The sequence below is a fragment of the Streptomyces sp. RK9 genome (assembly GCF_045070545.1).
Classification (GTDB): Bacteria; Actinomycetota; Actinomycetes; order Streptomycetales; family Streptomycetaceae; genus Streptomyces; species Streptomyces alboflavus.
In genome coordinates this window covers 3,026,620-3,040,395 of sequence record NZ_CP173704.1, presented here as the reverse complement: position 1 = coordinate 3,040,395, position 13,776 = coordinate 3,026,620, and the positions used below count along the sequence as shown (strand labels likewise).

At 71.5% G+C, this 13,776-nt stretch carries 16 protein-coding genes; all 16 read right to left on the bottom strand.

Annotation, left to right across the window (positions count from 1 at the left end; genetic code table 11):
- Positions 1-269 precede the first annotated feature (269 nt).
- Positions 270-1,442: a DNA-processing protein DprA gene (gene dprA, locus AB6L24_RS33760; RefSeq protein ID WP_405663518.1), complete on the bottom strand. Its 1,173-nt coding sequence runs from the start codon at positions 1,440-1,442 to the stop codon at positions 270-272.
- Positions 1,443-1,696: 254 nt separating this feature from the next.
- A complete protein-coding gene (locus tag AB6L24_RS33755; RefSeq protein WP_405661718.1) occupies positions 1,697-3,322 on the bottom strand; it encodes a YifB family Mg chelatase-like AAA ATPase in 1,626 nt (541 codons plus the stop codon).
- A complete protein-coding gene (locus AB6L24_RS33750; protein WP_405661716.1) occupies positions 3,322-3,714 on the bottom strand; it encodes a YraN family protein in 393 nt (130 codons plus the stop codon). The genes AB6L24_RS33755 and AB6L24_RS33750 overlap by 1 nt, the downstream gene beginning before the upstream one ends.
- Positions 3,715-3,799: 85 nt before the next feature.
- Positions 3,800-4,108 carry a DUF2469 domain-containing protein gene (locus AB6L24_RS33745; protein ID WP_003965949.1) on the bottom strand — a complete coding sequence of 103 codons (309 nt, stop codon included), beginning with the start codon at positions 4,106-4,108 and terminating at the stop codon, positions 3,800-3,802.
- Between the two features lie 55 nt (positions 4,109-4,163).
- Positions 4,164-4,676, bottom strand: a complete 513-nt coding sequence (locus AB6L24_RS33740) for an NUDIX hydrolase (RefSeq protein ID WP_405663516.1) — start codon at positions 4,674-4,676, stop codon at positions 4,164-4,166.
- A gap of 37 nt (positions 4,677-4,713) precedes the next feature.
- Positions 4,714-5,532, bottom strand: coding sequence for a signal peptidase I (lepB, locus tag AB6L24_RS33735; RefSeq protein WP_405661714.1), 819 nt, complete (start codon positions 5,530-5,532; stop codon positions 4,714-4,716).
- A gap of 123 nt (positions 5,533-5,655) precedes the next feature.
- Complete coding sequence (gene lepB / locus AB6L24_RS33730) at positions 5,656-6,663, bottom strand: signal peptidase I (RefSeq protein WP_405661711.1); 1,008 nt, start codon at positions 6,661-6,663, stop codon at positions 5,656-5,658.
- A complete protein-coding gene (gene lepB / locus AB6L24_RS33725; protein ID WP_405661709.1) occupies positions 6,548-7,630 on the bottom strand; it encodes a signal peptidase I in 1,083 nt (360 codons plus the stop codon). The genes lepB (AB6L24_RS33730) and lepB (AB6L24_RS33725) overlap by 116 nt, the downstream gene beginning before the upstream one ends.
- Positions 7,623-8,345, bottom strand: coding sequence for a signal peptidase I (lepB, locus tag AB6L24_RS33720; protein WP_405661706.1), 723 nt, complete (start codon positions 8,343-8,345; stop codon positions 7,623-7,625). The genes lepB (AB6L24_RS33725) and lepB (AB6L24_RS33720) overlap by 8 nt, the downstream gene beginning before the upstream one ends.
- Before the next feature lie 79 nt (positions 8,346-8,424).
- Positions 8,425-8,775, bottom strand: a complete 351-nt coding sequence (gene rplS / locus AB6L24_RS33715; protein WP_016638799.1) for a 50S ribosomal protein L19 — start codon at positions 8,773-8,775, stop codon at positions 8,425-8,427.
- A 131-nt stretch (positions 8,776-8,906) separates the two neighbouring features.
- Complete coding sequence (trmD, locus tag AB6L24_RS33710) at positions 8,907-9,728, bottom strand: tRNA (guanosine(37)-N1)-methyltransferase TrmD (protein ID WP_405661704.1); 822 nt, start codon at positions 9,726-9,728, stop codon at positions 8,907-8,909.
- Positions 9,728-10,309 (bottom strand): ribosome maturation factor RimM, encoded by a 582-nt coding sequence (gene rimM / locus AB6L24_RS33705; RefSeq protein WP_405661701.1) that lies wholly within the window; start codon positions 10,307-10,309, stop codon positions 9,728-9,730. Before rimM ends, trmD begins: the two co-directional genes overlap by 1 nt.
- Positions 10,310-10,396: 87 nt before the next feature.
- On the bottom strand, positions 10,397-10,636 hold the full coding sequence (locus AB6L24_RS33700; RefSeq protein ID WP_030361979.1) for an RNA-binding protein: 240 nt from the start codon (positions 10,634-10,636) through the stop codon (positions 10,397-10,399).
- A gap of 2 nt (positions 10,637-10,638) precedes the next feature.
- Positions 10,639-11,073, bottom strand: coding sequence for a 30S ribosomal protein S16 (gene rpsP, locus AB6L24_RS33695; RefSeq protein WP_030361978.1), 435 nt, complete (start codon positions 11,071-11,073; stop codon positions 10,639-10,641).
- 265 nt (positions 11,074-11,338) lie between these two features.
- Positions 11,339-11,941 carry a hypothetical protein gene (locus tag AB6L24_RS33690; RefSeq protein WP_030361977.1) on the bottom strand — a complete coding sequence of 201 codons (603 nt, stop codon included), beginning with the start codon at positions 11,939-11,941 and terminating at the stop codon, positions 11,339-11,341.
- A gap of 259 nt (positions 11,942-12,200) precedes the next feature.
- On the bottom strand, positions 12,201-13,616 hold the full coding sequence (gene proS, locus AB6L24_RS33685) for a proline--tRNA ligase (protein WP_405661698.1): 1,416 nt from the start codon (positions 13,614-13,616) through the stop codon (positions 12,201-12,203).
- Positions 13,617-13,776 lie beyond the last annotated feature (160 nt).

Here is a 13,776-nt window from a genome sequence, read left to right as displayed (position 1 = left end):
GAAAAGTTGCCGGAAGGTGTGAGGTTGTGGTTTTGCGTGAAGTGAATGAGGTTGTCCGTCTGATTGCCTGTCTGCACCGGATTCGTCGTGAGCGTAGCGTGACTGAAGTGTCGCAGTGAGCGAAGAGTATGGGATCGCACGTACGCAGATACGTTCCGCTTGACTCCCCAAGGGATCACTTCCGTCGCGCTCCGTGACCGAACCGACCCGCCAACTGCGTGATTTCCCAAGGTCGTCGAGGGTTCATCCGTCCGGCGCAACACGCACCGTCACACATCACCCCCTTCCGGAAAGACCGACAGAAACGCCTGGCGTGTCAACTGCCAGCCATCGCCGTGTCGTTCGACGAACCCGAGCGAGCGAAGTTCGTACAGCCGGACGACCGCGTCGTCCGCACTGGTGCCCGCCTCTCGCGCGACCTCCCGGACCCCGGCGCTCCCCCGGGCCGGCAGCGCGGCAAGGACCCGCGCCGCCCCGGGGTCGAGCAGATCGCGCGGCACCACCGGCCCCCGCCGCCTGGGCGCGAGGTCCCCCATGTCCCCGACCAGCTCCACGACTTCGGCGGCGTCCCCGACCAGCACGGCGTCCCCGCGCAGGAGTTCGTGCGCCCCCGCCGAGAGGCCGCTGGTGACGGGTCCCGGCACGCCCATCGTGTGTCTCCCGAGGTCCCGCGCGCAGCGTGCCGTGACCAGCGCGCCGCTGCGGTAGGCGGCCTCCACGACGACCGTGCCCCGGGTGAGCGCCGCGATCACCCTGTTCCTGAGGATGAACCTGCTCGGCGTCGGATGGTCGCCGGGCGGCAACTCCCCCACGACGAGCCCCTGTTCCGCGATCCGCCCGAGCAACTGCGCGTGCCCCCGGGGATAGGGCCGGTCGACCCCGCACGCGAGCACCGCCACGGTGGCGCCGCCCGCGCCCAGAGCGCCCCGGTGCGCGGCGCCGTCCACGCCGTACGCACCACCGGACACCACAACCCACCCGCGCTCGGCCAGGCCCGCGCCGAGACCCGCCGCCACGTGCGCCCCGTACTCCGTGCAGGCGCGCGCCCCCACGACCGCCACCGACCTGAGCGCCCAGATCCGCAGGGACGGATGCCCCCGCACCCACAGCCCGACCGGCCGCGCGTCCCCCAGGTCGTCCAACTGAGCGGGCCACTCCGCATCCCCCGGCATCACGAACCGCGCCCCGGCCGCGGCGGCCGTCTCCAGATCCCGCACCGCCCGCACCCGCCGGGCCCGCGCCCGCAACCCCTCCCACCGCTTGGCCGTCACCCCCGGCAACCGCGCCTCCGGCCCAACCCCTTCGAGGCCTTGGAGGACCCCCCTGCCCTCCGTCCCGCCGCGGCCGACGCCCCCGGCAATACCGTCAACCTCAGCAACACCGTCGACCCCAGCAGCACCACCGTTCCCGTCACCCCCGTCAACCCGGCCGACCCTGTCGATCCCGTCAGCCCCGTCAGCCCCGTCAGCCCCGTCAGCCCCGTCGATCAAGCACCGCAGCACCGCGACGGCTCCCCACTCCCGCAGCCACCGTCCGCCCACGGCGTCCCCGGGCTCAAGCACCCGGGTCAGGGCGACGCGGGCCAGACGCTCCTCGTCGAGGAGGGCGGGGCGTGCCTCGCGCGGAGGGCCTGGGTCCTGGTCGGAGGAGGGCCTCTCCCCCGGGTGTTCCCGCGGTGCCCCGTCCGGCACCCCCCTCACGGCCGCGCCCCAACCACCATCGGCACCCCTCGTGGCACCCCCGTCCGCAGTTGCAGCGCCAGGGCCACATCGGATGCGTCGGGGCGGTCGTGGCCCGCGAGGTCGGCCACCGTCCAGGCCACCCGGAGGACGCGGTCGAGGCCGCGGGCCGTGAGGAAGCCGCGCTCCAGGCCGCGCTCGGCCTCGGCCATGGCGCCGGGGACCGCGTGCCAGCGGCTGCGCAGTTCGTGGCCGGGCACGTCGGCGTTGGTGCGCCAGGGTGTGCCCTCCAGGCGGGCGACCGTGCGCTCCCGGGCGGCGCGCACGCGGTCGGCCACGACCTGGGTGGACTCGCCTCGCGCCCCCTGCGCGGTGAGTTCGGAGCGGGTGACGGGCTCCACGTCGACGCGCAGGTCGACGCGGTCGAGGAGGGGGCCGGAGAGCCTGGCCTGGTACCGCCGGATGCTGTTCGGAGAGCAGTCGCAGCTGTCGCCGGTCAGGCTGAAGCGGCCGCACGGGCAGGGGTTCGCGGCGAGGAGCATGAGGAAGCGCGAGGGCAGCCGCACCACGCCGGCGCTGCGGGCGATCACGACGTACCCGGACTCCAGGGGTTGGCGGAGCGCGTCCAGGGCGTGGCCGCTGAACTCGGGTGCCTCGTCGAGGAACAGCACTCCGCGGTGGGCGAGCGAGACCGCTCCGGGCCGGGCGAGCCCCTTGCCGCCGCCCACGAGCGACTGCATGGTCGCGGAGTGGTGGGGCGCGCAGAACGGCGGGATGTCCACGAGGGGCTTGCCGGGCGGCAGCATGCCCGCGACCGAGTGGACGGCCGTCACCTCCAGGGACTCGGCCCTGGACAGCCTTGGCATGATCGTCGGCATCCGCTCGGCGAGCATGGTCTTGCCCGCGCCCGGCGGCCCCTGCAGGAACGTGTGGTGTCCGCCGGCCGCGGCCACCTCGATCGCCGTCCGCGCCGACAGCTGGCCGACCACGTCCGCGAGGTCGTGCCGCTGGTCGTGCTCCGAGGCGCCGACGCCGCTCAGCCCGGTCCCCAGGCCCGCGCCGGGCAGGATCAGGCCCGCCATCAGCGGGTCCGGGCGCCCCGCGTCGGCGGGGTCCTCCTCCGGGACGGGCTCGTCGGTGAGGACCGCGATCAGCTGCCGCAGGCTGCGCACCCCGAGGACGGACACGCCGGGCACCAGTGCGGCCTCCGCCGCCGTGCACTCCGGCACGACCACTTGCTCATAGCCCGCATCCGCCGCCGCGAGGACGGCGGGCAGCACCCCGCGCACCGGGCGCACCCGACCGTCGAGCCCCAGCTCGCCGATCATCACGATGTCGGCGAGGACGCGGGGGTCGATCCGCTCCGACGCGCCGAGGACGGCGCAGGCGACGGCCAGGTCGAAGCCGCTGCCGCCCTTCGGCACGGACGCGGGGCTCAGGCCGACCGTGAGCTTCTTCTGCGGCCACTCGCCCCCGGAGTTGACGACCGCCGCCCTGACCCGGTCCCGGCTCTCCGTGAGGCTCTTGTCGGGCAGACCCACCAGCGTGAACGCGGCGACGCCCGGCTCCAGGTCGGCCTGCACCTCGACGACGACGCCCTCGACGCCGACCAGGGCCACCGAGCAGGTGCGCGCGAATCCCATCAGGCCACCCCCCGCGCGTGCTCGACCACGGGCGCGCCGCGCTCGGGCACGACGACGCCCACCAGGTCGATGCGCACCCCGCCCGGTGGCGACCCGCCGTGTTCCTGGAGCCAGCGCTCGGCCAGGCCGCGCAGCCGCTGGGCCTTGGCGGGCGTCACCGCCGCCATCGGGTGCTGGAAGGACGCCTCCCTGCGGGTCTTCACCTCGCAGACGACCAGGGCGTCGCCGTCGCGGGCCACGATGTCGATCTCGCCCGTCCTGCCGCCGCGCCAATTGCGGTCCAGGACCGTCATCCCGGCCTCGGCCAGCCGCCGCGCGGCCAGCTCTTCGCCGTACTTGCCGAGTGCGCCTCGTGCGTTCATGTCGGCACCACCTCCGACACCCACGGTCACGTGGCGGGCCCGCACTGTTGGATCTTGGTGCGCTACTGACGGGTTGTGGACAACTCCGTCACCCGGCCGTGTCGGAGGCGGTCGCTCAGCCGCCCGGCAGCTCGAGGTCGCTCTTGTTCAGCTCCTCGATATTCACGTCCTTGAACGTGAGCACACGGACCTGCTTGACGAACCGCGCCGGTCGGTACATGTCCCAGACCCAGGCGTCCGCCATCGACACCTCGAAGAACACCTCGCCCTGGACCGAGTGCACCTGCATCTCGTAGTCGTTCGTGAGGTAGAAGCGCCGCTCAGTCTCGATCACGTATTTGAACAGTCCGACGACGTCTCGGTACTCCCGGTAGAGCTTCAGCTCCATCTCGGTCTCGTACTTCTCGAGGTCCTCGGCGCTCATGGCATGTTCCCCTTCAGCCGTGCGTCCCCCTATTGTGCGCCAGCCCCGGGAGGCCCTACACGATTTCCGTGTCCAAGGTCTCGGGCGTGCTCGGAGGACCCTCGTCGAGCAGCTTGCGCAGCAACTCGGCGAGCCTGGTCGGATACACCGTCTCATGGGCCCGGGCCAGTTCCTGGCACGTCCACCAGCGCGCTCCGGCGACGCTGCGCCGCTCAAGATCGGTCAGGCCCTCCGGGCGCGTCACCGTCTGCGCGGTTCGCGCCAGGTAGTACCACTCGTCCTGGTCCCAGCGCCGTCCGGCGAAGGGGAAGGAGCACACCCGGCGCCACAGCACGGGCCCGAGTTCGACGTCTGTGATTCCGGTCTCCTCGGCGAGCTCGCGCAGCGCAGCCTCGGCGTGCGTCTCGTCGCCCTCCAGGCCGCCGCCCGGCGTGAACCACCAGTCGTCGGCCCTGTCGCCCGGCTCGTACCCGTGCAGCAGCAGAATCCGGTCCTTGGGGTCCAGGAGCACGACCCGCGCGACCTTGCGCAGCGGCCGTCCCGCCACCGCGTCGGCGCCCGCCGCCACCGGGCCGTCCGCGGCCCCGGCCGTCCCCGTCACGTCCTCAGCCGACACCAGCGGCCTCCGCCGTCCCACCGGACCCACCAGGCCCGTCAGAACCACCGGCCCCGCCGGAGCCGCCGGATCCACCCGCCCCACCCCGCTCACGGCCGCCCCGCCCCGCCCGCTTGGCGATCGGCCCGTACGCCGCCCCGCCGAGGACCAGCGCCGCGCCCACCGCCACCGAGGCGAGGATCAGCCGCAGCGGCCCCGGCTCGGACGTACCGCCGCCCGGCAGGTCGTCGAAGCCGGTGGCGCGGTCGAGCATGCCGTCCAGGGGCCAGGCCACGGCGTCGACACGGGCCTTGACCGCGCTGCGCGGCACGGAGCCCTTGGCGGCGTCCTCCAGGTGCGCACTGGAGTCCAGCGAGCCGCTGCGCTCGTCGCCGAGCAGGAACAGATGGCCCTTGGGCACCGTGGTCGCGGGGATTCCGGTCGCCGCGGCGCCCATTCCCTCGGGGAGATACGGTTCCTCGATCTGCTTGCCGTTGACCGTCAGCCTGCCGTCCGTGCAGCAGGCTATGCGGTCGCCGCCGACGCCGACGACGCGCTTGACCATGGGCAGGTCGCCCCACGCCTTCTGCTGGAAGACGACGACGTCACCGCGGTGCACGTCGTCGCCGTCGATGCGCTCCGCGAGGACGCGGTCGCCCGCGCCGATGGTCGGGGTCATCGAGCCCGTGGGGACCGTGTAGGGCTGGTAGACGAAGGCGCCCCAGACGAAGCCGCCGAGGAAGAGGACACAGCCGAGGGCCACGGCGACTCCCGACAGCGTGCTGCCGAGCCGTCCGTGGCCCTCGTCCGTACGACGTGTCGTGCTCATCCCAGTGCTCCCCCGGCTCGGAGACGACCCCGCGGCCCTCGTACCGAGTATGCGAGCGACGTACGACAACGACGTGCTGCGGCGGACGAGGGCCGTGGAAGATCGGCGATCTGGGACGGCAGACTACCCGGCGGTACCCCCGCCAGAAACCCTGGTGGCGGGCCCGGAATCCAGCCGTGCGGCCACCCGCCGACGGCGCCAGAGCACGATCGGCAGGGCGCCCGCGAGGCCGAGCGCGGCCGGGGCCGCGCTCATGGCCTGGCTGATGCCGGGCTGGTCGAAGGTGTCCGGGACCGGCAGCGTTCCCCAGCGGGTGGGGGGCCAGGCGATCACGAAGGCGCGGCCCACGACGTTGTCGACGGGGACGGCGCCGCCGCCGGGCTGGTTCTGGTGGTAGCGGGAGTCCAGGGAGTTCTGGCGGTGGTCACCCATGACCCAGATTTTGCCCTTGGGAACCGTGACCTTGAACTGGCCGCCCTGGTCGTCGACCGTGCAGGGGGTGTTGCCCTCGAAGACGTAGTTCTTCTCGTTCAGCGCCTTGCCGTTGACCTTCACCGGGCCGGTGCCCTTGCACTCGACGGTGTCGCCGCCGACCGCGATGACGCGCTTGATCAGGTCCTTCTCGTCGGCGGACGGCATCAGGCCGATCCAGCCGAGGACCTTCTGCACCGCGTTCGGGTCGGGGGTGGGCTCGCCGTCCAGCCAGTGGCCCGGGTCCTTGAAGACCACGACCTCGCCGCGCTCGGGCTCGGAGCCGAACCACGGCGTCAGCTTGTCGACGAGCACCCGGTCGCCCTGCTGCAGCGTGTTCTGCATGGAGTCCGACGGGATCGAGAACGCCTGGACCAGGAAGGTCTTGATGACCAGGGCGAGGATCAGCGCGATGCCGATGAGGAGCGGCAGCTCCTTCCAGAAGGACTTGGGCTTCTTGCCCTTCGCCGGCTTGGGCGGCTCCGTGCCCTCGGGGCCGGGGACGCCGGTCTCGCCGGGCGCCTGGGAGCCGGGGGCCGCGGTGTCAGGGCCGGTGCTCATTCCGTCCCCCGCGGGTGCGGGTACCGGCTCTGCGGAGTGCCCAGGCTGCTCCTCGGGCCCCTCGTGTCCGGATCGTGCGCCGACCGCCACATCCCCCACATCCACTCCTCAGTCCGTACCGCCGCCTGCCCCGTACGCGATGCAGGCCCACCACTCCCATAACGAGCGGGAGTTCCGCAGGGGTCGGGAGGCCGGTAATTCCGTTGCGATCGCCGGGGGCCACCCTATGCGACGCTCCTGTGGCCGTGGCCGACCCGGAGGGCGCGTCGGGCACGGACGCGTACGCGTCGGGTTCATCCAGCTCACGCCAGTGACCGAACGGCCAGGCGATGACGAGCGCGCGGCCCACGACCTCGTCCTCCGAGACGGTGCCGCTGAACTTCTCGTTCCGGTGGAAGCGCGAGTCGGCGGAGTCCGACCGGTGGTCGCCCATCATGAACAGCCGCCCCTTCGGCACCTTCACCTTGAACTCGAAGAGCGAGGGCTTGTCCCCGGGGAAGAGGTACGGCTCGTTGATCGCGACGCCGTTGACGGTGACCTTGTCGTTCTTGTCACAGCACTGCACGGTGTCGCCGCCGACGCCGACGACCCGCTTGATCAGGTCGCGCTCGCCGTCGGACGGGAGCAGTCCGATGAAGGTCAGGCCCTGTTTGATCTGCTTGATGACGACGGGGTCGTCCTTCTTCTTGCCGCGCTCCTCCTCCAGCCAGTTGCCGGGGTCCTTGAAGACGACGACGTCCCCGCGCGCGGGCTTGCCGCCGAACCACGGGGTGAACTTGTCGACCAGGACGCGGTCGCCGATGCGGATCGTCTGCTCCATGGAGCCCGAGGGGATCACGAAGGCCTGCACCAGGAAGGTCTTCAGGACCAGGGCTATCAGCAGGGCGACGACTATGAGGAGCGGTATCTCCTTGATCGCGGAGCGGCGCCTGCGGCGCTTGACCTTCTTGGCCAGCTTGCGCCGCTCGGCGCGGCCGGGCAGCACGGGGCCGCTGGTCGGGCGCGTGCCGGTGGGCAGCCGGGTGTCGGCCGCGTGCGTGGCCTTCGCGCGGCCGCGGTTACCCATGCGCGCCGCCTGGTGCGGGCACGCGCGCGTAGGCGTCGGGGCGCTTCAGGGAGGTCCAGCGGCTGATCGGCCAGGCGATCCAGTCGGCCCTGCCGATGACCGCGTCGACGGGGATCATGCCGCCGCCGGGAGAGCCCAGGTGGTCGCGGGAGTCGCTGGAGTCGCCGCGGTGGTCGCCGAGCAGGAAGAGGGTGCCCTCGGGCACGACGACGTCGAAGGGCACCTTGGAGGGGGCGTCCCCGGGGAAGAGGTAGGGCTCGTTGACGGGCTCGCCGTTCACCTTGATCCTCCCCCGCTTGTCGCAGCAGACCACGCGGTCCCCGCCGACTCCCGCGACCCGCTTGACGTAGTTGGAGTCTCCGAAGTACCCGCTGCCGTCGAAGACGACGGCGTCTCCGCGCTGGGGGCCGGAACCGAAACGGTACGCCAACTTGTTGACGAGTACGCGGTCACCAGGCTGGAACGCGGGCTGCATGGAGCCGCTGGGGATCGCGAACGGCTGCACCACGAAGGTGCTGAGGACGAGCAGGACGGCCAGCGTGAGGAGGGCGGTCAGAGTGATCCTGCCGCCCGGCAGCCAGTCCATGAAGGACGCGAAAACGGAACGCGACCGCTCCTCCGTGTCCTCGGATTCCGGTGCGTCCGCGGGTGCGGAGTCGGAATCGGAGGAGGGGGAGGAGCGGTCGCGCTCCGTGTGCTGTGCTTCGGTGTCCATCGGGGCCAGATGTTATCCGGCCCGGCTTCGGACCCGCGTAAGAGCTCGGCCCCCGCACGCACGGAGACCGGGCGCGAGATCAGTTCTCGCGCTTCTCCTTGATCTTCGCGGCCTTGCCGCGCAGGTCACGCAGGTAGTACAGCTTGGCGCGACGGACGTCGCCCTTCGTGACGAGCTCGATCTTCTCGACGATCGGGGTGTGCACCGGGAAGGTGCGCTCGACGCCGACGGAGAACGAGACCTTGCGGACCGTGAAGGTCTCGCGGACACCGGCGCCCTGGCGGCGGATGACTACGCCCTTGAACTGCTGCACACGGGAGCGGTTGCCCTCGATGACGCGCACGTGGACGTTGACGGTGTCACCCGGGCGGAAGGCCGGGATGTCGCTGCGCAGCGACGCGGAGTCGACGGAGTCGAGCAGGTGAGACATGATCGTCTGCTTTCTTCGCTGATGCCACAGGTCATCAGCGGTACGTGGTGATGAGGATTCGGTAGCTGATCGCGTCGGTCCTGCGTCGTTCCCCCTGTGGCAGGGGCGCAGGCTGGACGTACAGCAGCGGCCTATTCTTCCACGGCCTCGGGGTCTCGCCCAAATCGGCCGTCCGGCCCCGGGCGCCACCCCAGGATCGAGAGCATCTCGCGGTCCTTCTTGTCGAAGGCGGCGGGGTCGCAGCGCTCGATGAGATCGGGTCTGTTGCGGGTGGTGCGCCGCAGTGCCTCGTCCCGCCGCCAGCGGGCGATCTTGCCGTGGTGGCCGCTGAGCAGGACGTCCGGGATGCCGTGACCGCGCCACTCCGTGGGCTTGGTGTAGACGGGGCCCTCCAGGAGGTTGGCCATGGCTCCGGGCGCGAAGGAGTCGTCGCGGTGGGACTCGGCGTTGCCGAGGACACCGGGCAGGAGCCGGGCCACGGCCTCCGTGACGACCAGGACGGCGGCCTCTCCGCCCGCGAGGACGTAGTCGCCGATGGAGACCTCGTAGACGGGCATCCGGGTCGCGTACTCGTCGATGACGCGGCGGTCGATGCCCTCGTAGCGCGCGGGCGTGAAGACCAGCCAGGGCCGCTCGGAGAGCTCGACGGCGAGTTCCTGGGTGAAGGGGCGCCCGCTGGGCGTGGGGACGACGAGGACGGGCCCGTGGGCCCCCGCCTCGTACCCCTCGGCGAGCACGTCGTCGAGGGCCGCGCCCCAGGGGTCGGTCTTCATGACCATGCCCGGGCCGCCGCCGTAGGGGGTGTCGTCGACCGTGTTGTGGCGGTCGTACGTCCACTCCCTGAGGTCGTGCACGTTGACGTCGAGCTGTCCGCGCGCGCGGGCCTTGCCGACGAGGGAGACGTTCAGGGGTTCCAGGTACTCGGGAAAGATCGTGACGACGTCGAGCCGCATTACGCCTGATCCTCCGGAGCCGCCTGGTCCTCCGTGGCCGCCTCGGCGTCACGCGCGGACGCGACCTCCGCGCGGTCGTCGACGAGACCGGGCGGCGGGTCGATGACGGCCCGCTGCTCCTCCAGGTCGATCTCGGTGACGATCTGCTCGACGAACGGGATCATCACCTCGCTGCCGTCGGGCCGCTCCACGATGAAGAGGTCCTGCGAGGGCAGGTGGGAGATCTCCGTGATCCGGCCGATCTCGACGCCGTCCTTGGTGACCACGTCGAGGTCCATCAGCTGGTGGTCGTAGAACTCCTCGGGGTCCTCCGGGAGCTCCTCCGGGTCGACCTCGGCGATCAGCAGGGTGTTGCGCAGGGCCTCGGCGCCCGAGCGGTCGCGTACGCCCGCGAAGCGAAGGAGCAGCCTGCCGCTGTGCACCCGGCCGGTCTCGATGGTCAGCGGCCCCACTCCCGCGGGGTCGGTGGCGAGCACGGCGCCGGGGCCGAGCCGCAGCTCCGGCTCGTCGGTGCGCACCTCGACGGTGACCTCGCCCTTGATGCCGTGGGCGCGGCCGATCCGCGCGACTACGAGCTGCACTGTGCTGTCTCTCCCTTGCTGAAATACGACTGCGGGCCGGGGACGGCCCTGGAGCCCTCCCCGGCCCGAGCCGGTGCTACGTGTGGTTCAGTGAACCTGGTCCACGTCGACGAGGTCGACGCGGACACCGCGGCCGCCGATGGCGCCCACGACGGTCCGCAGAGCGCGTGCGGTGCGGCCGTTGCGGCCGATCACCTTGCCCAGGTCGTCCGGGTGGACCCGGACTTCCAGGACGCGTCCGCGGCGCAGGTTGCGCGAGGCGACCTGCACGTCGTCGGGGTTGTCGACGATGCCCTTCACGAGGTGCTCGAGAGCCTCCTCGAGCATGCTCAGGCCTCGGTGGACTCGGCCGCGGACTCGGCCGGGGCCTCGTCCTTCTTCTCGGCCTTCTTCTTCTGGGTGATGGCGTCACCCTTGGGCTCGCCGTCGGCGTCCTTGGCCACGGCCTCGAAGAGGGCGCGGTGGTCGGCCTTGGGCTCCGGCTGCAGCAGCGGAGCGGGGGCCGGCAGGCCCTTGTGCTTCTGCCAGTCGCCGGTGAGCTTCAGGATCGCGAGGACCGGCTCGGTCGGCTGGGCGCCGACGGACAGCCAGTACTGCGCACGCTCCGAGTTGACCTCGATGCGCGAGGGGTTCTGCACCGGGTGGTACAGGCCGATCTCCTCGATGGCCCGGCCGTCACGGCGGGTACGGGAGTCGGCGACGACGATGCGGTAGTGAGGCGAACGGATCTTGCCCAGACGCTTCAGCTTGATCTTGACTGCCACGGGAGTGGTGTCTCCTGGTCTTGACGTGGTTGGGCACAACGGGATGCCGCGTGGGGTTGCGGTACTCGAGGTGCCCGATGGACGCGTCAGCCGGAGGAGAGAGGGGTCCTGTGCGACTGTCGAGTACAGCTAGCCATTGTGCCACACGCCCGCCCGTCTCCCACCGCCACCCTCAACGGAGCCCCTTCGGGCCACAGCTCCTTTCCAGGGGGGCGGCCGCATCCGGCCGGCCGCCCCGCACCAGCTCATCGCGGGTGGGCCCGGCTCACCCCGCTCCCGCGCCTACGCCCACCACCTCCGGGATCCGGAAGGGCTTGCCGCAGCCGCCGCACATGATGGGCGCCTGGGCGAGGACGGACGGCACGACGCGGACGTTGCGCCCGCAGTCGCAGACGGCCTTCACGCGCACGCCGCCTCCGGAGGACCCGTGCCGGGCGGCCGGGCCGCGGAAGGTGCGTGAGGTGTCGGCCGTGGTGGCGACCGTGTGCGCCCGCAGGGCGCGCTGCAGCCGCTCGATGGTCGGGCGATAGCGCTTCTTGGCCTCGGGGTTGAGCGTGACCAGGGAGAAGCCGCTGCTCGGATGCGGCTCCTCCGGGTGGTCCAGGCCCAGCTCCTCGGCGATCGAGAGGAATCTGCGGTTGTGGTAGCGGCCCGCGCGTGAGGTGTCGCGTACGCCGCGGGCCGCGGCGATGCCGTGGACTGCCTCGTGGAGCAGTCGTTCGAAGGAGAGCTCGGCGCCACAGGCGGACGAGGACTCTCCGATCAGGGATTCGGGCGCGGCTAGGTCCGGCAGCTCGGAGTGGTGCCGCTGAATGTCGGCCCACGCCTGTGCCAGCTCTGCGGCGAGAACAGGTGGTGTCGTGCTCACGTCGTGACAACGAGCCGGGATGCCTCCGGGTTCCATTCCGGGGCATCTCAAATAATTTGCACTTACCCGTCAGTTGCCGTTGATGCGTCCGGACGAGGGCGGGTGCGCTGATCTGCGGAGAAGCCTCGCAGCTCGCATCAAGCCGGTACGTAGTGGCGCGTACGCCCCGGCGCGTAGGTCAACTCCGTGCGCCGGGGCCCCTGTTGCGAAGAGGACCGGCCGACGCCTCGTGAAGGCACCCGAGCCGGAATCCCGGATCTCAGTACGCGCGTGCCACGACGGCGACGTTACCGGGTGCGTCATCGGCGTCCGGCACCGCCCCGTCCTGAGCGACCAGACACCGTACGGTCACGCCGTGCTCGGCGAGCCGCGCCTCGCCCTCGGGGCCGAGCGCCGCCCACGGCAGGCGCGCCCAGCCGCCCGCCGTAGCGGCCTCGACGGCCTCGCCGACGTCGGCCACCTCGCTCGTACGGGACTCACGGCGGGCGCAGGCCTGGGTGAGCAGCAGCTCCTGGTCCTCTTCGAGGACGGTGGGCAGGAGCGTCGCGAGGGCGCCGAGGGCCACGGGCTGCTTGCCGCCCGCGATCCGGCGTACGAGCATCGCGGTGCCGTTCTCCAGGTCGCGCGGCCCGATCTCGACGCGCACCGGCACGCCCTTGAGCTCCCAGTCCACGGCGCGCCGCCCGAAGGGGGTCTCCGTGCGGTCGTCGACCTGGACGCGCACGCCCGCCGCGGTGAGCCGCTCGCCGATCTCGCGCACCTTCGCGAGCACGGCGGCGTCGTCCTTCACGGCGAGGACGACGGCCTGGACGGGGGCGAGGCGCGGCGGCAGGCGCAGGCCGTCGTCGTCGCCGTGCATCATCGCCAGGGCGCCGATCATGCGGGTCGTGGAGCCCCAGGAGGTCTGCCAGACCAGTTCCTGCTCGCCGTCCCGCGACAGGTACCGGGTGCCGAAGGCCTTGGCGAAGTTCTGGCCGAGTTCATGGCTGGTGCCGAGCTGGAGGGCCTTGCCGTCGCCCATCATGCCTTCGAGCGTGAGCGTGTTGACGGCGCCCGCGAAGCGCTCGGCGGCCGTCTTGCGGCCGGGCACGAAGTCCATGGCGAGGAGGTCCCGCAGGAAGGCTCCGTAGACGTCCCTGTGGACACGGGCGGCGAAGTCGCGCGCCTCCTCGTACGTCGCGTGGGCCGTGTGGCCCTCCTGCCACAGGAACTCCGACGTGCGCAGGAACAGGCGCGGCCGCAGTTCCCAGCGGACCACGTTGGCCCACTGGTTGATGAGCAGCGGCAGATCCCGGTAGCTCTGCACCCACTTGGAGAAGTACTCGTTGACGATGGTCTCCGAAGTGGGCCGGATGACGACCGGCTCCTCCAACTCCTTGCCGCCGCCGTGCGTGACCACGGCGAGCTCCGGGGCGAAGCCCTCGACGTGCTCCGCCTCGCGCGTGAGGTACGACTGCGGGATCAGGAGAGGGAAGTACGCGTTCTGGGTACCCGTCTCCTTGATGCGCGCGTCCATGTCGTGCTGCATCCGCTCCCACAGCCCGTAGCCGTACGGTCGGATCACCATGGTGCCGCGCACCGGCCCGTTGTCGGCCAGCTCGGCCTTGGTGATCAGCTCCTGGTACCAGCGGGGGAAGTCGTCCGCGCGGGGCGTGAGTACGGGTGCCTTTGCCATGGCGCGCATGGTACGTCCGAGCCGTCTGAAGGGCCGGAGATTTACGGTCCCGGGGGGCGCACGACGGTGGCACACAAGCATTGCCCCACAACCCCTGGACGCCGCGACGGATGCGGAGTTCCCTGGCATACGGGGGGAGCGTGAACGCACGTCGTGGGGG